This is a genomic window from Dyadobacter sediminis (assembly GCF_005860765.1).
GTDB lineage: Bacteria > Bacteroidota > Bacteroidia > Cytophagales > Spirosomataceae > Dyadobacter > Dyadobacter sediminis.
Window position 1 is genome coordinate 316276 of sequence record NZ_VCEI01000011.1, and the last position, 21296, is coordinate 337571.

The window sequence follows — 21296 nt, forward strand, 5'->3', positions numbered from 1 at the left end:
TACTTTATTGAATGGCACCGCGCTTGCCCAGTTCAATTACTTCCATCTGACTGATGATGCCTTCATGCAGATTGAAACGGAGCAGCGTACGGATCTTGTGAAAACCTTCTCTTCCGGCTGCACCCGGATTCATATACAGCATATTGTTCAGTGGCTTGTCCCGGATGACGCGGAGTATATGTGAATGCCCGCACACAAAAATATCCGGCGTAAGCGCTTTCAGTGAAGGCATCACCTGCGGATTGTAGCGAGGCGGTGCACCGCCGATGTGCGTCATCCAGATTCTGAAACCTTCCAGCTCAAAATGAAGGTTTTCGGCTGTTCTGGTACGAACTTCCTTGTCATCAATGTTTCCAAAAACAATCCGGGCTGGCTTAAAAGCTTCAAGCTGTTCAATAATCCGAATTGAGCCAATATCGCCTGCATGCCATACTTCATCGCAATTGGCAAAATGTTCAAAAATACGTTCATCCAGGTAACCGTGTGTGTCTGATAAGAGTCCGATGGATTTCATTAATATGCTGATAACAGGTTTGTCGCAGGCCGGTTTAGCGGGTTTGTTTACCGCAAAGTAAATTAAATTTCTTTTTTACAAAATTAAAGTAACTTATATATACTTTGGAGTGCACTTTCAAGTTACACTTCTTGGGAACCGAAAAGTAAATATATATACATTTAATTATACTTTTTTCTTGTAAAAAGTCAATAAGGTGCAACAGTTCCCGTATCGTTGTGTGTAAGTAGTCTAGTAAATCCATTTTCTATTCACCTAACCATCCGCCTTCTTTGAAAAAAATCCTGCTTCTGCTCAGTTTATTCCTTCATGTCATGTTTGCCCAGGCGCAAACCGGAGGACGCTTTACGATAAAAGGTGCCGTTACCGACACAACCGGCGCAGCTTTGCCGGCGGCAACCATTATGCTGCTTTTGCCCGCAGATTCGTCCCTTACGAATTTTGGAAGATCGAACAAGGAAGGAGCTTTCGAACTGAAAAACCTGAAACGCATTCCTTATCTGCTGAAAGTTTCGTACGTCGGGTACGTTCCGTTTCAGACCGAAGTAGTTCCTGCGGACGGCGAAGTAACTGATCTTGGCAAGCTGAAGATGAAAGTACTTCAGAAAGAACTGTACGAGGTAGTGATCAAAACAGCGCGGGCCCCGCTGAGCATCCGGGGTGATACGGTTGAATTCGATGCAAGGGCATTTAAAGTGCCGCCGGGTTCCACGGTGGAAGATCTGCTTCGCAAGCTTCCCGGCATGCAGGTGGATGCGGACGGAAACATCAAGGCGCATGGCGAGGAAGTCAAACGTGTAACCGTTGACGGTAAAAGGTTCTTTGGCGAAGATCCCAAAATGGCCACCAAAAACCTTCCGGCGGAAGCGATCAATAAAGTTCAGGTATTCAACGGCAAGTCGGAGCAATCCAAAGTAACGGGTGTTGACGATGGGAAAAGGGAAAAAACAGTTAATCTGGAATTGAAAGACAGTCATAAAAAAGGGGGCTTCGGAAAAGCCGTTGCAGGCGTCGGAACCGATTCAAGACTGGAAGGAAAAGTCAGTTACAATCGTTTTGACGACAAGCAGCAGTTTTCATTGCTGGGATTTGGCAATAATACAAACCAGTCGGGAATAGCCCGCAATGATTACCAGGACTTTAAAGGAAGCCAGTCTTTTAACTGGGGCGACGACGGTGATTTCGGGTTCAACAGCGGCCGCTACTATGGGGGCGATGACATTACGATCCAGCCAAGCTGGGGCGGAGGCGGCTCGGAAGGTTTTACCAAAAACTGGGCGGGCGGGGCCAATTACAACTACGATACCAAAAAAACCAAGGTAAGCACAAGCTATTTTTACAATCAGACCAATTCCATCATGGATGTGCGTTCCAGCACGGAAAACTTTCTGACCAATGATTCTTACAGTACGCTCGACAATAACAAAACGCTTGGTTTTACAGGAAATCATAGACCAAGTTTCCGGTTTGAAAAGGCGATTGATTCACTGAACACCATTATTTTGATCAGCAATTCCCGGATCAACCGTGGCGACGGAAGTTATGAAAGTTTTCAGCAGTCGTTCCGGAACGAAGGCATTTTATCCAACCAGTCCACCGTGAACAATAGCAGCGTGTACAATTCGCTGGCTATGGCGAACCTGTTCATGTATCGTCATAAATTCAAGAAAAAAGGCAAGAACTTTGCTGTGAGTGCGGGTTACAACATCAATAATTCGGAAGAAGACAAAAGGCTGAGTTCGATTAACCGTTTTCTGCAGGATTCCACGCTCAACAGCGAAATCAATCAGCGCAACGAGACGGAAAGTACAAGAGGAAATTTCAAAGGGAGCCTTTCTTATGTCGAGCCCCTGTCCAAAAGTATTTTCTGGGAATCGTTCTACAACTTCAACATGCGCAGGGATAAAGTGGACCGCAATGTATTTGACATTGAAGGAAACCTGCAGGAAACCAATCCGTTTCTCACCCGTTATTACGCCAATGATTTTACCTACAACCGGCTGGGTACTTCATTCCGCTATTCCAGCAAAGGACTGAATCTATCGGTCGGGCTTGCAGGTCTGGAATTCAAGCTGAAAGGGAAATTTGTAAGGGATGAAGCCGAGGCCGATTTTACAAGAGTGAACCGCACTTATTTCAGCTGGGTCCCGAATGTGAACCTGAATTATGATCTGAAAAATAACCGCTACCTGTACCTGAATTATGGCTTGGAAGTACGCGAACCTTCGATTACGGATTTGCAGCCGATCGTGGATAACAGCAACCCGTTATACATTGTGGAAGGAAACCCGGACCTGATTCCTGCTTCCATGCACAATATTTACGGCGGGTACCAGATGTTCAATCCGGCGAGCTTCACCAATTTATACGTGAACATGTTTTACAGTTATAACATCAATCAGGTGGTTTATAACCGGACAATCAATCTTGAAAACCTGATCACCACCACCAAACCCATGAACATAACGGGCGGGAGCAACGTTGGCGGCTACATCGGATTCGGATTTCCGATCAAGAAAACGAAAAGCAATCTGAACCTGAATACCGGAATCAATCTGAGCAACAACATTACTTATATCAATAATGTTGAAAATGAAACCCGGACAAACAACTTTAATTTCGGGGCACGTCTGGACCTTACGCCAAGCGATGTATTTACGCTGTATACGAATGCCAACTGGAACCTGAACTATTCGAAATATTCTATCAATACCAACCAGAACCAGCAAATTTTCAATTCCAATTACGGTGCGGACATGAACTGGAAAACAGTAAAAGATATTTACCTGAATGCACGCTTCAATTACATGACCTATAAAAATGACCAGTTCGGATTCAATCAGAAACAGCCGATCCTGAATCTTGCCGTGTACAAAGTGGTGCTGAAAAGCAAAAAGGGTGAAATACGGCTGACTGCCTACGATGTGTTCAAGAAAAACCTGGGCATTACGCAGAACGTGAACCAGAATTACTATACGGAACGCCGCGTGGCTACTTTATCAAGATATTTTATGCTGAGTTTTACGTATAACATGCGGGGCATATCGGCCTCGGTCAGACGCAGTAATTTTTAAATCAATCCAATCCATCGCTATGAAATTATTTGTAATGCTGCTGCTGACTGTTAGTTCCTTTTTCCCGGTATCTGCACAGCAACTGGAAGGAGAAATCAGCTATGAGCAGGTTTATCACTGGACACAGGTTTATTCCAGATTGAGCTTTATCAGTCAGGAAGAAAAGGACCGAATGAAGCTGACTTGGGGAAATGACGACGAATCCAAGCACGATATGGTGCTGTATTTCAACGAAAAGCAGAGTTATTATACTTACCCGAAAACCGAAGATGTAAGCGGCGGCTATTCCGGAAGGAACCGCGAGTACAAAATTTACCGCGATTTCGAAAACGGCAAACGTAACGATGTAATTGAAATGCTCGGCAAAACCTACATTGTGGAAGATACGCTGCAAGAAATCAACTGGAAAGTCATGAACAAGATCAAGGAAGTGGCCGGGCATATGTGCATGATGGCCATTGCAGAAGATACCATAAAAAAACAGAAAATAACGGCCTGGTTTGCAGACGATATTCCGGTTTCCGCCGGTCCCGAGCTTTATTCAGGACTGCCGGGTGTGATTTTGGAACTGGACATCAATGACGGTGACATCGTAACAACTGCAAAGGAAATCAAGCTCAAACCCCTTACCGAGGACATAAACCTGCCCAAAAAGCAAAAGGGAAAAAAGATCAACACAGCAAAGTATGAGGAAATGATGATCATGCACATCCGGGACAGCATCAAGGCGCACCGTAATCCGTTTGGCTGGGGCGGGCTTCCGTATTAATAAAGGCTGTATTTGCAATTTTATACGAAAAAAAAGGATTGTCAGCCGCGATCTTTGCTTTTTTTATACCTTTGCGACTTCAAACAAGTCCATACCCGAACAGGTTTGGGCTTGATATTTTAGTATATCAGTGTAATTGTACCATTATCCATTTTTAAGTCTAATTTTTAATAACCCTTTCACTATGAAAAAAACGCTTTTAGCGGTTGCAATGCTTTTTGTACTCGGTTCATGCGCAAGTAAAAAGAAGTTGCTTACAGCCCAAAAACAAGCTAATGAAATCCAGATCCAGCTGGACAAAGCAAGAGCGGACCTGAACGATTGCGACAGCAGAACTGCCGGTTTGAACAATGATCTGAAAGCCAAAAATGATGAGCTTGCCAGTAAAAATGCCAAATTGAAAGAACTTGAAGATCAGGTTGAGTTCCTTAAGAAAAACAACAATAACCTTCTGGACCGTATGTCTGACCTTTCGGTAATCAGCAAGGAAGGTTCGGAGAGCATCAAGAAATCACTTGCCATGATGGATGCACAAGGCGTTCAGATCCGCGATCTTAACCAAAGCATACAGCGCAAGGATTCCCTGAACATGGCTTTGGTACTGAACCTGAAACGTTCATTGCAGGATGTCAGTGACGAAGACGTACAGATCGAAGTTAAGAAAGGAGTGGTGTATGTTTCGCTTTCCGACAAAATGCTTTTCCGTTCGGGAAGTTCTGTAATCAATACGCAGGCTGAAACCGTTCTTGGAAAAGTTGCCAAAATCCTGAACGATTACAAGGAAATCGAAATCCTGATTGAAGGACATACGGACAATGTACCGATTGCTACAGAAAAATTCTCGGATAACTGGGATCTGAGCGTATTGCGTGCTACATCTGTTGCACGTACGTTACAGAAAAAATATGGCGTTGAGCCGGTGCGTATGATCGCGGGCGGCCGTGGTGAATATCTACCCAAAGTGGCGAACGATTCTCCGGCAAACCGAAGCCTGAACCGTCGTACTGAAATCATCATTACACCGAAACTGGATCAGTTTTTCAATCTTTATACGCCTAATGCCGGCAAGTAAAGAGTCCTGCTGATATTTTATAAAAGCCCGTCTGAACAAGGCGGGCTTTTGTGTTTTGATACTTTTGTGCATTTTGCAGAAAATCCCCTGAATATGTCCGAAACCGTTCCAGACCAATCAACCATTGAAGCAGCCCACAAGCTGATCGCACCATTTGTTCATCGCACTCCGGTTTTAAGTTCCGGCTTTCTGAATGAGCTTTGCGGTGCAGAGCTTTATTTCAAATGTGAGAACATGCAGAAAATCGGTGCGTTCAAGGCGCGCGGTGCGCTCCATGCAGTGCTTTCCTTGTCGCCCGAACAACTCAAAAACGGCATAGCAACGCATTCATCTGGCAATCATGCGCAGGCCATTGCATTTGCGGCAAAGCGAGTAGGGGCGAAGGCGTACATTGTAATGCCCGACAATTCACCGACTGTCAAAATCCGTGCTGTGGAAGGTTACGGTGCTGAAATCACTTTTTGCAAAAATACACCTGAAGAACGCGAGCGGACCGTCCAGCAAATTGTTCATGAAACCGGTGCCGCGTTCATCCATCCGTTCAACAACTACGAAGTCATTGCCGGGCAAGCGACCGTCGCGAAGGAACTGTTTGAAGATGTTGATGCGAAACTGGACGTTATTATTGCGCCGGTGGGTGGCGGCGGACTTTTGAGCGGAACGGCACTTGCCGCGCATTATTTTTCCCCGGAAACGAAAGTGTATGCCGGCGAGCCCGAAGGCGCCGCCGATGCAGTTTTGTCATTCCGAAGCGATAAGATTGAAAAGGCGCCGTATGTCAAAACCATTGCGGACGGATTGCTGACATATCTGGGCGATAAAACTTTTCCGCTGATCAAACAGCATGTTACGGACATTTTTACCGTTTCTGATGTAGAGATTATTAACGCCATGCAGTACTTGTGGGAAAGGATGAAACTGGTTGTAGAGCCGTCCGGAGCCGTTTCGCTGGCAGCGGTAATCAGGAATAAAGAACAGTTTGCGGGTAAAAAAATCGGGATTATCATTTCGGGTGGAAATGTGGACCTTGGCAAACTTCCTTTTTGAAATATAAGGAAATGGCAAGTAGATTAACGTCTGTTGCAATTTTTCAGTGAAAGTTGTAGGTATACGGGCAGTAATATCCGTTATTGGAAATAATTATTATTGTATTTTATTATTATATTTTACCATTTACTAATGCTTCAATATGAAAAAGCTGATTTTTCTTAGTCTAGTCGTTTTTATGGGTTCCTGCAAGGATAACAAGGAAGAGGTGACACCAGAAAGTGATTATACGTCGGAATTCATAGGTAATTACTGGACAAACACGATTGATGGGCCCGCTTCAACGCGGCAGGAATGGGAAGTTTCGAGTCCGGCTAAAAATCAGCTGAGGATTATCTACTCCAAGAATATTGAGGTAAAAGCAGCAGGAACAACCCTGACGCTTGTTCAGAATTACAACCTAGTGAATGTGCAAACGACTGCATACGATTCCTTTACAATCAACGAAGTCGTGGATGTAGAGCAAAGTAACGGAAAGCCGTTAAAGCAGAAAGTAGAAGGCGTCAGTACCAAAGTCATCAATGCCAGCGGCATTCCGCAGATCAACATCACGCTGAAACTGACTGATTCCGAAACCGGCGCATCCTCCGAAGAATATCTCGAATTCAAAAAGAAATAAGTAAATACCTTAATCCGACCGAAACAGGGGATTGTGATAAATGCATTTCACAGACAGCCAGCAGCCACTCGAAAGCATAAAAAAAGCGACTGATTTTTCAGTCGCTTTTTTTATGAATTAGCTGGAATTCTACTGAACGGAAGAACTCGCAAATACATTTTCAAGATTGTCAAAGAGCGTAACGAAAGGAAAAACAATACCCATGACCAGACAAGTTATCACGAAAGTCACGATCCATAAGGTAAAAAGGGTTAGTTTAGCTAGAATGATCATGTTGTAAGTTTTTTTTTACAAAATAGCAATTTTTCCTTATTAGCTAGCAAAGTGTATACTTATTTTTAGAAAAATTAGATCATCTTCCACATATGCCCGCAAAGTCACAAAACTTGCAGGTTCCAAGATCGTCGGTTTTACGAAAAGGTACATTCGGGTCCAGCATGACGTTCAGGATGTCTTTCAGTATGGTTTCAGACTTCTCAATGAAATGCTGAGGTGCCAGCCCTTCTGTCAGTTCCAGCGGATTGGAAATCAGGTTCTTCGGATCTCGGAACGAATAAAAACCGGATTTGACGGCATAATCTCCAAAGTTGTAGACTGTTTCGCGCAGGCTAAGGCCCTGTTCATCGCGCATTTTCCTGTACATCAGATATTCGTACATCCAGAGCTGCCGGACATAGCCCATTTTGCGGTCCGGATCTTTCCGGATCACTTCTTCGCGCTTCAACGGGTCAGTCAGTTTCTGTCTGCCCGTCAGCTCCACGCTTCCTGTCTTATAGTCCATCACGTACAGTATACCTTCTGCACTTTGCTCGATGCGGTCTATTTTCCCGCCGATTCTGACCGGAGTATCGATACCCTGAAGGAAAAGATTGATGTTGACGTTCAGCGGCTGTTCGGCTGCCAGGATTTTTCTTCTCGGAACCTGCGCCATCTGGTTTTTTAAAAACGCAAGGATCTGATGTTCACCGATCTGGAAATAAATCCGGTTCAGCCCAAGATCCGTCACATAGCCTTTAAAAAGCCGGTCGAATTCATCTTTCATGACCCCTTTGATTTCTTCTTCCAACGGATCTTTTTCCAGCAGGAAAAATTCCTGATCCAGCCGTTCCAGTGACGCATGCAGCCACGTCCCGATCTTGTCCATGCCCAGTTCTTCTTCCACTTCTTCCTTTTCCCGAACGCCGACAATATGCTTCAGGTAAAATTGCATGGAACAGCGGATGAATTCATTCAGGTGCGTCGGGTACAATCCTTTGTTCGCAAGATATTCCCGGATGATCGCCAGCAATGCGTTGTCTTTCCTGACAACTTCCTCGAGTTCCCGCTGCTGACTGCTTTCCAGTACAACCACTTTGTTCTCGATTTGTATCAACGGATTATACTGCGTCAGTTCGTATTCGACCTGCTGGATAAAGCGGCTTTTTTCACCTCCGCCGGGCGCATCGCTGGTACTTGTATAAAGAATATGCACTTCACTGGCGCGCTGCAGCAGTCTGTAAAAATGATAGGACATAACTGCTTCCTGATGCTGGTGCGTTGGCAAACCTACGGTCTGTGCTGCATCGTACGGGATTAACGAATTCTGCCTTTTTGCCTGCGGAAGCATGCCTTCATTCAGTGAAAGAATGATAATCCGTTCAAAATCAAGAGCCCGGGTTTCTAGCATTCCCATAATCTGAAGATTGCTTACAGGCTCTCCGCTGAACGGGATTTTCGTCTGCCGGATCAGTTCAAACATGAAAGAACGCAAAGTCCTTAATGTAATCAGCTCCGTTTTTTCCTCAATTGTCTGCTCAAACTGTTTCAGCAAAGTGTAAAAAAGGTACAGATATTCGGTTTCCAGCGCATTTTTGTAGTCTTTATAGACATCGCGGAGCAACTCGATCAGCTGATAAAATGTGCTGATAACCTGCCTGGAATTGTTTTTCTGCCAGTTTGTAAATAAAATCTCGAACAACGGATGGTTTTCACTCAGATCCATCAGTTCTTCCGAACTCAGAAAAACCTGGTTTTCCCTGGTAATGGCCCAGAGCGTCTTCTGGATAATCGTAGGCCCGGTACTTGCCGGCAGCAGCATCACGTGTTCATAATGCCGGATAAACGGATGGTTCAGAACCTTGTTGATGGATTTGTGACCAAATTTCGGTATCCGGATCATCTTGCCGCTTTTTCCGCGGAACTCAACGGCATTCTGCTGCAATTCAAAAATACTGTCGACCAATGTATAAAGCAGCGAATTACGCATGGAAAGTCCCATCGTCACATTCAGATCCACAACCGTTTCATCCAGCGAGTAAAGCATTGGAAGCAGCAGGTTTTCATCTGCCAGCACGATTGCCGTAGGAACCGGATTTTCCGGATCGTCCCATGCTTTCATCTGCTGGTAAAGCTGTCCGGCAACTTTAGTCTGTAAAGTGGCATTCGGAACGCCGTAAACCGTAATGTTTTTCTGCGAACTCAGCAAATGATCCGTTGTCCAGTTCCATTCACCAAATAAACGGCTTTTCTGATAGTCACGCAGGCTTTTTCCTGCTTCAACACCCGGGTTCACAGTCATATAATACTGATCCGAATCCCAGAAAACCTCCGCTTTGCCGACTTTTACCAGCGAACTTACGATGCTTCTTTCCGATTCTGTAAATGCATTGAAACCTGCAAAATACAGCTTGTCAAATTCCGGTCTTTCCAGCAGCAGCGTGTTGACGTCTTCGGCAAGTTCACGGTAAGCCATGCCGCGGTAGGCTTTTCCTTTTTCCAGTAAGCGGTTGCGGAAGGAATGATAAACGAGTTTTATATTTTCAAAAAGCGAGAAATACTGTTTGGAACCGCCTTCGCTCTGCAAGGTTTTTCCTTCCGGCAAAGTGGCCTGCCAGCGCGCAATAGCATTCGCTTCGGATAAATAATCAAACAGATAATCGGCTTTGACAAGATACTGGTCAATTCGGTCGAGGTCATTCAGCAATACCGAAGCCCAGCCCATGAAACGGTCGAACTGCACCTCGGGATCAATTTCCCTGAAAGTTTCGTACAGGTCAAAAAGCAGGTGGACAGGATCTTCGATTTCCAGCGTACAGATGCTCTCCACGAAATCATCAACCGCCTGGATATGCGGGCTGATGGCGGCTTCACTGGTTTCTTTGGCCAGTTCCTGCATTAAAAAAAACGCTGCTCTGCGCGTAGGCACAACGATGCTGACCCTTTCCAGCGATTGATGGTTGTCCAGAATACGTCTTGCAACGAGATTAAGAAAGGATTGCATTCTTTAATAGATAGTTTGTTAATGGATCCGGTCACCTCTCGGTGTCATGGATTTTATAATGGCTGCTTCGGCATGAAGCAGCTCTTTCCAGCGTTTTCTCACCTCCGCAACCGGTATGTAATGTTCAGCCAGTTCAATAAACGTGCGGTAATGGCCCGCTTCTGAAATCATCAGTTCGCGGTAAAATTTCTTTAGACCTTCATCTTCCAGTGATTCCGAAAGCAGCTTGAAACGTTCGCAGCTTCGGGCTTCGATCAGGCCGCAAATCAGTAGCTTGTCCAGAAATGCAGCTTCATAATCGCCTTTGTTCCGGACCAGTTTCAGCAGTTCACCGACATATACATCCTTTCGCTGGCGTCCGAGCGGGATATTTCTTTTTTTCAGTTCTTTTAAAACGCGCTGAAAATGGCCCCATTCTTCCGCTACAATCGGTGTAAGCACTTCCACCATTTTTGCTTTTTCGGGATAATGAACAATGAGCGTTATGCAGCTGGAAGCTGCTTTCTGCTCACAATAAGCATGATCGATCAGTATATCGCCGATCTGCATGGCTGCGATATTGGTCCAACGCGGATCAGTAGGCAATTCCAGACCTAATGTGGTGAGAGGCACTTGCATGACTTTGGAAATAAGCAGTTAATCAAACATCGGCCAGTTGACGCCGAAAGAAAATGCACGCGCAAGTCCGAGATAATTCGGCGTAACGTAATATCCTTTCGGAAACACCCCGAACTGACCGCCCTGATTCAGATAAGACATTTTGAAAAACAGTCGCACACGCTTGATCCGCACATTGGCAAAACCGTCAATGACTACGTTCTGTTCCAGCCGTGTTTCGTTCTGCAGATGGAATTGCTGTGTTACAGGCATGTAGGCATCAGCAAAATAGGCAGAACGGTATCGTGCAGCAAGTCCGAGCTGAATGAACAGTACTTTGGCATATGTAAAATCAAACGTGACTTCTCCGCTTGCAAAATAAGTCGGGATGCGCAGCACATCGCTGTTGTCGTTCAGCGTGAGATAACCCATGGTGGTGAAGTTCCATCTTTTTAAATGAATGCCGGAATTAAAACCAACCCGCAGTAACCTGAAACCGGAATTCAGCTGCTTCGGCACCGCCGAAGTATCATAGTAAATATAATCATTAACCTGATGAATCTGAATTTCGGGAACGAAGTTGATCTTGCTGGTTTTCAGAGGCAGCGAAGCATAAACCGTCTGTACTTTTGTCGGGTCCAAATTGGTTCTCCACGCAAAATGATTGCCGAAATAACGCTGTACAAGCAGATCCGGCGCAGTTTGTATGCTCTGGAAACCTGCCTTTCCCCACCGCGTGTTTAATTCGCCTTTCAGCCGGTATTCTACATTTTTCGCCAGATTGAGCTCTGCTTCTGCCGTGAGATACTGCAGGGAATCTTTCAGATAATAACCCGCCCATGCACCGATAATGTTATCAAATCTTAATCCTGTCCGGTAAGTCGCAGTCGGTTTTCCGATTTCATTCGCAAGCTGACTGGCCGCACGCATGCCGTACAACCGCTGCCGTACGTAAGCACGATAATTGAAGCCGGAATAATATCCTTTGATACCGACTTTGTTATCGACCAGTTTGTAATAAATATCCTGCCTTGTGCTGTCGGAAGTAAACCTTGATACCGGATAAACCAGCTTTTCAACCCCGCGTGAAATGTCCAGATCCGTAAAGCGGTTGATCACACTTTGATAATCGGCCTGCTGAAAGAGCTGGAACCCGTTTGCAAGCCTGTACTGCTGGTAAATGTGAAAAACATGGCGTCTTTCCCAGGAATTGGCATCATCGCTCGTCCGGGCTGCGCCGTCGTAGGAAAAATCCTCAACAATCCCGTCTGCACCGACATTTGGAATGACGCCGCCCTGTTCGCGCACTTTTTGATTCATATGGCGGTAATGCGCAAGGATAAGGTACTTTTTGTCTTTGGAAAAAAAACTGGTATGCAAAAGCAGCGTCCAGTTCTGTCCCAGAAAAGCACCTGAATTCAGCGTATTGACAAACCCGTACTGTTTATTGGAAGTAAGCCGCTGTACACGCAGGCCGAAATTGAAACGGGAATGCACGTTCTGCGTATAGGCAAAACTGCCGAGTGAAGTTTTTTTACCACCCGAAATAAAATTCAGTTCGGTATGCTGCGATCGCGTATCCACGTACTGGACTTCATCCTGTTTGATGGCATAAGCATCATAAGCGCGGAAGCCAAGCTGCGTACCGATGTCTTCCCGGGGCTGAAAAAACAGGTTCCGTGTAGCCGTAACCGTATTGCCGAGATCCACCAGTTTTCCCCATGAACGGTCCAGCGGTGTCCAGCGGTGAAAATTGGTGAGACTGGTATCCACGCGGTAGCGTACTGAATCCCGGTTATTCAGAATGTCGTTTTCATAGAAATGAAGCGTTGTCGCAGGTCCGTAAATATTTTTGGTACTGTCGTCCAGAATGGCGCCGCCTTGTCCGCCGCCACCACCGGAACCGCCGCCACCGCCACCGGGCATCTGCATTCCGCCGGGTAATCTAACCTGTGCACTTGCATGAGGTGTAAAAAGGAAAAAGCTGCATACAACACAGGTTAACAGATATAAAGCAATTCTCATAGAGGCATTATCATTCAGCCGTTTCAATTAATCCGGCGGTCTTTTGTGTAATCCATTGGTTAAACAGAGCCGTATCATTTCCGAAATTAACCGTAACAGGAATGTAGGCAAAGCGCGACGCTTGTCCAGACCGTTCCGCCAACGGCTTTAATTTCACCATATCCTTTTCAGTCGTAACCACAAAAGTATCGTTTTTTAAGTACTTAATAATCTCTTCCACATCGTTTGAACCGTAATGATAATGGTCGGGAAAAACCACTTGATCTATAACGTTGAAATGGCTGTCAAGATATGCACGGAACGGTTCGGGATTAGCAATTCCCGCAACCATTTTAACTTTCTTTAACGCCACTTTCCCGCCGGTGTAGTTCAACGGCGCTGCATAATCGGTAAAGGCAAAGAAAACGGGATTGTCGGGCTTTCCGTAAACTTGGATTTTGCTTCGGATAAATGCTTTTTCATCTTCAGAGAGGGCAGGAGGGCATTTTGTCACAATAATGGCGTCGGCCCTTTTTGCGCCGCTTCTTCCTTCCCGGAGTCTTCCGGCGGGAAAAGGCAGATCTTCATAAAAAGGCCGGTTGTAATCACACAATAGCAAGTTGACATCGCGGATAATACGCTGATGCTGAAAGGCGTCATCAAGCAAAAGCAATTTGGTTTCCGGAAATTGTTCCGCGATCCGGGCGGCTCCAACTAGCCGGTCTTCGCACACGGCCACCACGATTTCAGGATAAAACTTGGTAAAATACTGCATGGGTTCGTCGCCGATTTCAGAAGCATTGCTGCTTGCCGAAGCCAACCTGAAACCCTTTGTTTTGCGGCCGTAACCCCGGCTCAGGATTGCAGTCGGGATTTGGGATGAAAGCATTTTTGCAAGGTACTCGACAAGAGGCGTTTTGCCCGTACCGCCCACAGTCAGATTGCCCACGGAAATAACGAACTGAGGTGCTTTTTCAGAAGAAAAAACAGTGTAGCGATAACCAATATTCCGCAGCCAGGTAATAAATCCGTAAACCCCGGAAAAAGGTGTTAAGGCAGTTTTAATCCAAATTTGTTCTTTCATACCTGATGCATAATTACGTAATTTTTATCTAATATTGTGCCCCTGAAAAAAAACTGATTCCTCAAACCATGTCGTTAAAAATAGTGTATAAGCCGCATTTGCTTCAATTTCGCAGAGAAGCGGGCACTTCCAGAGGTGTACTTACACAAAAAACATCGTGGATTCTGAGGATTACAGATCAGGAAAAACCCGGCGTGGCCGGTTATGGTGAATGCGGGCCGCTTCCCGGTTTAAGCGTGGACGATCTGCCTGATTTCGAGTTGCAGCTTGCATCCGTTTGCAGCCTGTTCAATGAACTGGATCTTGATGTTTATCCATTCAATCTGCACATTATACTTGATCAGCTTGTCCCGGAGCATTTGCCTTCTGTCCGTTGCGGAATCGAAATGGCCTTGCTCGATATCATGAACGAAGGACAGCTTAAACTGTTTAAAAACGCTTTTTCAGACGGACAAAGCGGCATATTGATGAACGGACTGATCTGGATGGGTTCACACGATTATATGGCTGAACAAGTAGAGGAAAAGCTAGCCCGGGGATTTACAACGCTGAAAATGAAAGTAGGCGCCATTGAATTTGAAAAGGAATGCCGCATACTGGAATCCATACGCAAAAGATTTGACAAGCAGCGTATAACGTTGAGAGTAGATGCAAACGGCGCCTTTGATGAAGGGGATGTAAATGATCGTCTCCGGACTTTGTCCGGATTTGACCTGCATTCCATTGAACAGCCTGTAAAAGCCGGCCAGCATGAACTGATGGGCGAGTTATGCCGGACGTCGCCCGTGCCGGTTGCGCTGGACGAAGAACTGATCGGCATTTTCAATTACCGGGACAAATTTTCCCTGCTTAAAAAATTGATGCCGCCCTTTATTATTCTGAAACCAACGCTGTTGGGTGGTTTTCAGCAAACGAAGGAATGGATAGAAATTGCCAACCGGCTGGAAATTGACTGGTGGATAACATCGGCGCTGGAATCCAACATCGGCCTGAATGCCATTGCGCAGTTTACCGCTTCTTTCCAGAACGCACTTCCGCAGGGTTTGGGAACCGGCCAGCTTTATACCAACAATTTCCCATCCCCGCTGAGCGTCAGAAGCGGCCATTTACATTACGACAAAAACATGGACTGGAAATTGCCTGTATTCGATTAAATTAATAGTCCGGTTAATTGCTGAATGGGTTGAAAATCAGCTGTTTGTCCAGTCAACATCCTTGCGAAGCCAGTTCAGCGTTTTCTGTTCCTCAGAACCATCTTCCGGTTCAAAGCTGTATTCCCAGTTGGCCTGAGGCGGCAGGCTCATCAAAATCGATTCCGTTCTTCCGTTGGTTTCCAGGCCGAATTTCGTGCCGCGGTCCCAGACCAGGTTGAATTCTACATAGCGGCCGCGTCTCAGAAACTGCCATTGTTTTTCCTTTTCAGTAAAAGCATCATTTCGATGCAGTGCCATGAAGTGCGTATAAACAGGAGCAAAGCTGTTTCCGATTTCCATGACAAAATCAAAAAGTGCTTCTTTCGAAAGTCCCTGACCTTTTCCGGGAACGTCCGGTTTGAGATAATCAAAAAATATACCGCCGATTCCGCGGGTTTCATTTCGGTGCGGAATGTAAAAATAGTCGTCTGCCCAGTTTTTAAAATCGGGGTAAAATTCCGGATGATGTTTGTCGCAAACATTTCTAAGATGATTGTGAAAATAGCGGGCGTCATTTTCAACGACATAGTGCGGTGTAAGATCGATTCCTCCACCGAACCAGCAGATTCCGTTATTCAGCTCGAAGTAGCGGACATTCATATGGATAATCGGGACTCGCGGGTTGTGCGGATGCATGACGATGGAAACACCGGTTGCAGCAAAGTGGAAATCATCCTTTTCGCCCAGGTTCATTTGTTGTCTGAGCCTCGGATGCACTTCCCCGCGTACGCTTGAAAAATTTACGCCGCCCTTTTCAATAACGCTTCCTTTCTGAATCAATCGGGTCCTGCCGCCGCCGCCGGAATGATGCGCCCATAAATCTTCCCGGAATTGCCCTGTTCCGTCTTCAGTTTCAATGGCCTTGCAAATCTGATCCTGTAAATTCCTGAACTTCAGTTCGATATCTTCAACCTTCATTTTAGCTGTAATTGTGAAAGCCTAAATTTACTATAATTCCAGTTCAGGCGATGCATTTCGGGTTGAGGCATTGGAGAAGTATTGACGGAAGTATGGGTCGGGGCACCATGCTGCTGACAATTAACGGCATCCAATACGATTGGCTGAAGCCAAACCAAATGTTAAATTCAGATGAAATAAATAGCAGATTTTTAAAAGTTCAATCATCAAGATTGCACCGAAATCGAAAATGACATGTACATCAAGATTTTAGTATGGATTTTAGGATCAGGTTGCTTTTGGAAGTTTTAAGTCGTGAGTAAGTTACTCCGGTATAATGCGTTGGATTATTTTAGATCATGTAAGTTTCTCAGATTCAAACAGGTAATTTGAAGAAAACGACCTTTTGGCGATTTTCTCGGAATAAAGAGAACTTTACTTCATCGAAAATTGTAAATTTACATGCAGATGAATTTGCAACGCAGGTAAATTACTGTTTGCAAATGAAATTGTATCAAATTGGGGGTGACTGGAATTGACAGCGGGCTGAGGTTCTGTGTGTAAGCATGTCGGGAGTTGAGAGTACCTCCCGGAAATAATATTCTCAAACAATAAATGGCGAAAATACTTACGCCATGGCTGCTTAATCCGGAGGATTAACCAAATGCCATCATCTCTCCATCCTACGTGCTGCCGGGTGGGTCCAGAGGTGTCGAAATGCAGCGCTGGTTGAACTATTGATGCGTAAATTCAACGAGACACCAGTATCTAAGGCCATGACGCGGGTCCGCCGTGTACCTTGTCAGGCTCGAAAATCTAATCACGGATAAGCATGTAGAAGGCGCAGGGTTTCCCTGTTCTGGACCGGGGTTCGACTCCCCGCATCTCCACAAGATCCCGTACTATGGCGTTGAAGCAGAGCTAACTACTCTGCTTTTGCCTTTTTAGGCCATTACCGTTAAATAAGTCTCACCATTTCTGAAGACCACCATATTAGTAACTAGTTTAGGCTGGTAGTCTTTTTTGACTCAATCACAACCTAACTCGTTAAAATATGTTTATTTCTTCAGTGAACCACTCCATCAGAATGCGGATCAGATTCGTAATCCGGAAAGTAAGAACCAATTGAGCAGGCGTATGTCCGCTCAATTGTAGAATCACCATCGACGGCCAAAAAGCTACTGAGTTTGCGACGGGCGCAGCAGTAGACCCCAAAAAATGGGACAGTAAATTTCAAAAAGTAAAGGGGGCATGAGGGTCTCCCAAATTTTGGACAATCAAAGCTGGAAAATCAGGCTTTTATTTTCTTCTTATTTTTACCCGCAATCCTACCTCATCCGGGACCGTCCGCGGCTGCGGTTAGATTTCCAAGCGAGCTGTGTGGCCTGAAGCTGTCATACTCTTGTCGCCAATTTTCAATTTTCGTCTGTGCATCTTCCAAGGATAAAAACCAGTGTACATTCAAACACTCATCCGCGCGGCGGCCGCCCTGAAGGTGCCGTTAAAAGATTCTATGAACGGGTTATCCGTAGGCTTTCCAGGCCTGGAAAAATCAAGTGTGACACTGTTATCATAGCCTGTCAAGCCGCTGTGAAGCAACTCTACTACGCTTAGGGCGCTTGCTGCGCAGATTCAATCGCGCGGCGACCGTCCCTCCTCGCAATACACGCGGTATACCCGTTTATGGTTGTCACGCCATCCTTCACGCCTAAGCAAAACATGGATTCTTTGGTAACCATATCGAATCCGAACCTGTGCAATTTCCCGGATTCGACGACGAATAGCAGTATCATCACGTCGGTGCGGTTTATAATACGGCACCGGCCGCCCGGCAACAAGATCTTTGTAAGCAAACAACTGAACATGCACGCTTGGTAGCAACCCGGTAGTTCTTCATTAAGCTAGCGGCCAGCACCCGCTTCTGGGCCGGCCCGCCAGGCGGCCCTGTTAGAGCTTTTTTTTGAGTACATCCTGCAACATTTGCTTGTCCAAACTTAGCCGCGGTGGCGGGCCACTCGGCCACAAGCTGTTTCAATTTTTGGTTTTCCTCCGCCCGGCGGCCCGGTTCGAGTTGCCGGAGTTTTCTTAGCTCAGGTACACCTAAGCCGGCATACTTTTTGCGGTCCGCCGCCGCGGTTCCAATTATAGTAGGTCGCCTCGCTGACTCCCATTTTACGGCAGACCTCTGAAACAGGTACTCCGGTGTCCGCCTGCCGAAGCGCAAAAATGATGGCACCGGCCACCCGGCTGCGCTTCCGTGAATTTTGTTGTTTTCATAAGCGATTTTTCTGAAGGTTAAGTTTTCAAAATCGCCTGATTTTCTCTAATTATCAATTGTCCAGTTTTGCGGGGGGGGGGCAAAATCAAATTATTCAACTTAGCCGATGGTCTCAATTTTGGGGAGTATTACAGATTTCGATCTGCAAGGTAAAATCCAAATCCTTGCACATTTCCATGGCCCTTGTTCATGCTTATACGGTTCAGTTCTTAATCCCGTAAATGATGCTTACATAATACATTCCACCGGTTGCCGGCCCGCCTAAAAAGGAGTTGTAATAATGGTTCAGAGCATTGGTGGCGCCAACTTTGATTATTAATTTAGTTACAGGAACATGGTAATTCAATTGCGCATCCAGGCTGCAATAAGAAGGAACCTGCCCACTGACCAGAAAAGTTTGGGACAGGTATTTTGATTGCCAACGGTAGCCCAGGGTTGCATCCATGTTTTTTGCCAGATTCGTTTTTGAGACCGAGATATTGTAAATCCATTTTGGCGTATTAAAGCCATCTTCCAGCCCATCTTGGTTTTCGGTGTTCCGCAGTTTTGAAAAAGTGGTGTTGGCCGAAACAATCCAGTCTTTTTTTGATTTGTAGTTTAACCCTGCGCTGAACCCGAAATTGTTGATAATGGATTGCGAATTGGTATACATCCGGTAAGGCGATTGTGTGGTACGGGTATACAAGTCGGCTGGAATGGTTGCTTCATTGGTTGAATTAGGCACATTCATATTGGCCTGGGCGATGAAATTACTAAACCGGCTCAGATACGCATCAGCATTGACATAGAGACTGTTAGTAAAGAAAAGTCCTTTATAGCCAGCTTCCCAGGTCCTGGCATGTTCGGGTTTAAGATAGGTATAGGGATTTTTCCGGAGTAAGCCTTTATACTTTTCAATGGCCGCAGCTTGTGTCAGACCAGCCTGATTAATGTCTGCAAGGACGGCCGTTTGAAATGCGGTGATGGAAGTAGCCAGCCAGGCATTCTCAAAAATTCCATTTGACATGACTGGTAGTCCTCCAACCCTTTTTATACCACCGCTGTTGACATTGCTGTAAGCTTCAAATATGCTTGGAAAGCGGTAGCCGCTCTGAAAAGACGCACGAACGTTGTGGTTATGAACCGGGCTGTATACCGCAGAAAACCGCGGGTTGAATGTCGCACTGAAATAATCATTCTTGTCGGCCCGCAGGATGGCGCCCAGTTTCAACTTGCTTTTGAACAAACCCTTGCTTACAGAAATAAAACCGCCGGTCTTGCTGTAATTGATATTTTTTCCTTCCTGGCCCGGCTCGGGATTAATGAAATAATTGCCATCGGGAACGATGATGTATGTCCGGTGGTCGGCGCCTGTAAGCAAGTCAAGGTCATAGTTGGTTTTCAAAGATTGCAGATAGTTTTCAGTCAGGTTTACTTGCAGCTCACCATGTACAAGGCTGGCTTTGACGCGCAGTGCGGCACCCACGTCCCAGTTGTTTATATCCTGTAATTTTGCCAATTGCTCTTTAAATGCCGGAGTGCCCGGCTGATAGCGGCCTGCATCGGCAACCGTCCTGGCTTGCCTGAGGGCATCTGCTACGGTGGCTCCTGCCAATACGGACTGATTGAAGCCGCTGGTAAAATCGGTATACCATACATTGTCAAGCTTATAGCTTCTATCCATGTTTTCAGCCATGGAGCGCAGATTGTATGATCTGCCTGTATTTTCAGAATTTATATACAGCTTTGCCTGAACAGATTTTGAATGATACTGCAGGGCATGTTGCTGCAAACGGTAATCCTGCAGCCGGAAACGGTTGGCACGCTGATAGACATTGTCCAGCTCGCTAAAATGATAGGAGTAGGTGAGCATGGCATCCTGGGCTACTTTATAGTAAATCGCCGCGTCCGTCTTTACATTTTGAAGATTGTATTGGACCACGTCCATTTCCTGATAACCTGTGCGGGCAACTACATAATTGCGGCCTGCTAATGATATCGTTCTGCGGTTCGAACTTTCATTACCGTAACCGTTTACCGGATCTTGCGCCGGATTGTCAGCACCGAACAGATTGGTGCTGCGGTTTGCGCTTCCGTTTAATTCGGTTTGGTCAGAGGCAATCCAGTCGTACCCTTTTGTGAAAGCGGCATTTACCTTAAATGCCCATTGAGTAGAAACCACTTTGGCAAATCGCAGGGTTGTTTCTGAAAAGGGTTTTACATTACTGTATGGGTCGTTAAGGTGATTAATGGCTGTTTTCTGCTGAATGGAAAGACCTTCGGATGTAAAAGGGTTTTTGGTGAAAAAATTGGCAAGGCCGTTTACCGTGTTCATGCCGTACAATGCCGAAGCGGTACCGGGCAGGATCTCAATATTGTCTATATCCAGATCAGTAGGCCCGAGTGCATTTCCAATTGCTCCTCCAATATGCGGAGACTGCATGTCCATTCCGTCCACCAGCTGAGCAAACCGTACATTCGTTGTATTGAAAAATCCCCTGGCATTCAAAACTCTGAAACCAAGCGAAGGAGTAATCATATGGATTCCCTGCGCATTTTCAAGCGCATCAAAAAATGAAAGGGCAGGGGACAGGGCAATGGCTTGACGGTTTATCTTCTGGACGCTTACCGGAGAAACAAGAATACTCTCAGTAAGTCGTGACGCAGTGACTACAACTTCCTGTAATGATTTTATTTTGAGTGTATCAGTTTGTGCCTGTGCCTGTGCTAAAAATACAGAAGCAATGAAAATGCAGGTAATGTTTTTTCTCATATGGTATCAATCGATATAGCTTTCCGGATACAACGATAAGAAAAAAATGAACAGGATACTTACAAGCAGCATTCCAGTTGTCATGAATGCTACATGGATGCAATACTCATTACAAAGACAGCTTTAAGCAGCAGAAA

The 21296-nt window shown here is 45.6% G+C and carries 14 protein-coding genes, 1 other RNA gene and 2 pseudogenes; 8 read left to right on the plus strand and 9 right to left on the minus strand.

Going from position 1 to position 21296, the window contains the following annotated elements:
* Nucleotides 1–4 precede the first annotated feature (4 nt).
* Entirely contained in the window at nt 5–514 is a 510-nt protein-coding gene (locus FEM55_RS02345; protein WP_138279705.1) for a metallophosphoesterase family protein, read from the minus strand.
* Between the two features lie 272 nt (nt 515–786).
* On the opposite strand from FEM55_RS02345, the gene FEM55_RS02350 reads away from it, so the two are divergent.
* The 5 genes from FEM55_RS02350 (at nt 787) to FEM55_RS02370 (ending at nt 7095) form a co-directional block, all read left to right on the plus strand.
* Nucleotides 787–3588, plus strand: coding sequence for a TonB-dependent receptor domain-containing protein (locus FEM55_RS02350; protein WP_308420183.1), 2802 nt, complete (start codon nt 787–789; stop codon nt 3586–3588).
* 19 nt (nt 3589–3607) lie between these two features.
* On the plus strand, nt 3608–4357 hold the full coding sequence (locus FEM55_RS02355; RefSeq protein ID WP_138279706.1) for a GLPGLI family protein: 750 nt from the start codon (nt 3608–3610) through the stop codon (nt 4355–4357).
* A 184-nt stretch (nt 4358–4541) separates the two neighbouring features.
* Entirely contained in the window at nt 4542–5429 is an 888-nt protein-coding gene (locus FEM55_RS02360; RefSeq protein WP_138279707.1) for an OmpA family protein, read from the plus strand.
* Between the two features lie 93 nt (nt 5430–5522).
* Nucleotides 5523–6476 (plus strand): threonine ammonia-lyase, encoded by a 954-nt coding sequence (locus tag FEM55_RS02365; RefSeq protein WP_138279708.1) that lies wholly within the window; start codon nt 5523–5525, stop codon nt 6474–6476.
* Between the two features lie 142 nt (nt 6477–6618).
* The gene (locus FEM55_RS02370) at nt 6619–7095 is read left to right on the plus strand and encodes a hypothetical protein (RefSeq protein ID WP_138279709.1); all 477 of its coding nucleotides are present in this window, start codon (nt 6619–6621) and stop codon (nt 7093–7095) included.
* A 129-nt stretch (nt 7096–7224) separates the two neighbouring features.
* Here the strand turns inward: FEM55_RS02370 and FEM55_RS24840 are convergent, their stop codons facing one another.
* The 5 genes from FEM55_RS24840 to lpxK form a co-directional block, all read right to left on the minus strand.
* Nucleotides 7225–7368 carry a hypothetical protein gene (locus FEM55_RS24840; RefSeq protein ID WP_171036439.1) on the minus strand — a complete coding sequence of 48 codons (144 nt, stop codon included), beginning with the start codon at nt 7366–7368 and terminating at the stop codon, nt 7225–7227.
* Nucleotides 7369–7447: 79 nt separating this feature from the next.
* A complete protein-coding gene (locus tag FEM55_RS02375) occupies nt 7448–10354 on the minus strand; it encodes a PD-(D/E)XK nuclease family protein (RefSeq protein WP_138279710.1) in 2907 nt (968 codons plus the stop codon).
* 18 nt (nt 10355–10372) lie between these two features.
* On the minus strand, nt 10373–10972 hold the full coding sequence (locus FEM55_RS02380; protein ID WP_138279711.1) for a MiaE family protein: 600 nt from the start codon (nt 10970–10972) through the stop codon (nt 10373–10375).
* An 18-nt stretch (nt 10973–10990) separates the two neighbouring features.
* Nucleotides 10991–12976, minus strand: a complete 1986-nt coding sequence (locus FEM55_RS02385; RefSeq protein ID WP_138279712.1) for a putative porin — start codon at nt 12974–12976, stop codon at nt 10991–10993.
* 10 nt (nt 12977–12986) lie between these two features.
* On the minus strand, nt 12987–14039 hold the full coding sequence (lpxK, locus tag FEM55_RS02390) for a tetraacyldisaccharide 4'-kinase (protein WP_138279713.1): 1053 nt from the start codon (nt 14037–14039) through the stop codon (nt 12987–12989).
* Nucleotides 14040–14107: 68 nt separating this feature from the next.
* Here lpxK and FEM55_RS02395 point away from each other — a divergent pair, with 68 nt between their 5' ends.
* Nucleotides 14108–15193, plus strand: coding sequence for an o-succinylbenzoate synthase (locus FEM55_RS02395; RefSeq protein ID WP_138279714.1), 1086 nt, complete (start codon nt 14108–14110; stop codon nt 15191–15193).
* Between the two features lie 36 nt (nt 15194–15229).
* Here FEM55_RS02395 and hemF read toward each other — a convergent pair whose 3' ends face one another.
* Complete coding sequence (gene hemF / locus FEM55_RS02400) at nt 15230–16150, minus strand: oxygen-dependent coproporphyrinogen oxidase (protein WP_138279715.1); 921 nt, start codon at nt 16148–16150, stop codon at nt 15230–15232.
* A gap of 500 nt (nt 16151–16650) precedes the next feature.
* Between hemF and ssrA the strand changes: the two genes are divergently transcribed.
* Together ssrA and FEM55_RS25495 are read left to right on the plus strand one after the other, a co-directional pair.
* Nucleotides 16651–17022: a transfer-messenger RNA gene (ssrA, locus tag FEM55_RS02405) on the plus strand.
* 251 nt (nt 17023–17273) lie between these two features.
* Nucleotides 17274–17384 (plus strand): annotated as a pseudogene (locus FEM55_RS25495) (hypothetical protein); the annotation flags it as partial.
* A gap of 78 nt (nt 17385–17462) precedes the next feature.
* Here the strand turns inward: FEM55_RS25495 and FEM55_RS02410 are convergent.
* Nucleotides 17463–18372 (minus strand): annotated as a pseudogene (locus FEM55_RS02410) (integrase core domain-containing protein).
* A gap of 237 nt (nt 18373–18609) precedes the next feature.
* The gene (locus FEM55_RS02415) at nt 18610–21159 is read right to left on the minus strand and encodes a TonB-dependent receptor (protein WP_138279716.1); all 2550 of its coding nucleotides are present in this window, start codon (nt 21157–21159) and stop codon (nt 18610–18612) included.
* Nucleotides 21160–21296 lie beyond the last annotated feature (137 nt).

Coding starts and splice junctions, on each gene's coding strand:
- FEM55_RS02345 (WP_138279705.1), bottom strand. CDS start 514: ATGAAATCCATCGGACTCTTATCAGACACACACGGTTACCTGGATGAA.
- FEM55_RS02355 (WP_138279706.1), top strand. CDS start 3,608: ATGAAATTATTTGTAATGCTGCTGCTGACTGTTAGTTCCTTTTTCCCG.
- FEM55_RS02360 (WP_138279707.1), top strand. CDS start 4,542: ATGAAAAAAACGCTTTTAGCGGTTGCAATGCTTTTTGTACTCGGTTCA.
- FEM55_RS02365 (WP_138279708.1), top strand. CDS start 5,523: ATGTCCGAAACCGTTCCAGACCAATCAACCATTGAAGCAGCCCACAAG.
- FEM55_RS02370 (WP_138279709.1), top strand. CDS start 6,619: ATGAAAAAGCTGATTTTTCTTAGTCTAGTCGTTTTTATGGGTTCCTGC.
- FEM55_RS24840 (WP_171036439.1), bottom strand. CDS start 7,368: ATGATCATTCTAGCTAAACTAACCCTTTTTACCTTATGGATCGTGACT.
- FEM55_RS02375 (WP_138279710.1), bottom strand. CDS start 10,354: ATGCAATCCTTTCTTAATCTCGTTGCAAGACGTATTCTGGACAACCAT.
- FEM55_RS02380 (WP_138279711.1), bottom strand. CDS start 10,972: ATGCAAGTGCCTCTCACCACATTAGGTCTGGAATTGCCTACTGATCCG.
- FEM55_RS02385 (WP_138279712.1), bottom strand. CDS start 12,976: ATGAGAATTGCTTTATATCTGTTAACCTGTGTTGTATGCAGCTTTTTC.
- lpxK (WP_138279713.1), bottom strand. CDS start 14,039: ATGAAAGAACAAATTTGGATTAAAACTGCCTTAACACCTTTTTCCGGG.
- FEM55_RS02395 (WP_138279714.1), top strand. CDS start 14,108: ATGTCGTTAAAAATAGTGTATAAGCCGCATTTGCTTCAATTTCGCAGA.
- hemF (WP_138279715.1), bottom strand. CDS start 16,150: ATGAAGGTTGAAGATATCGAACTGAAGTTCAGGAATTTACAGGATCAG.
- FEM55_RS02415 (WP_138279716.1), bottom strand. CDS start 21,159: ATGAGAAAAAACATTACCTGCATTTTCATTGCTTCTGTATTTTTAGCA.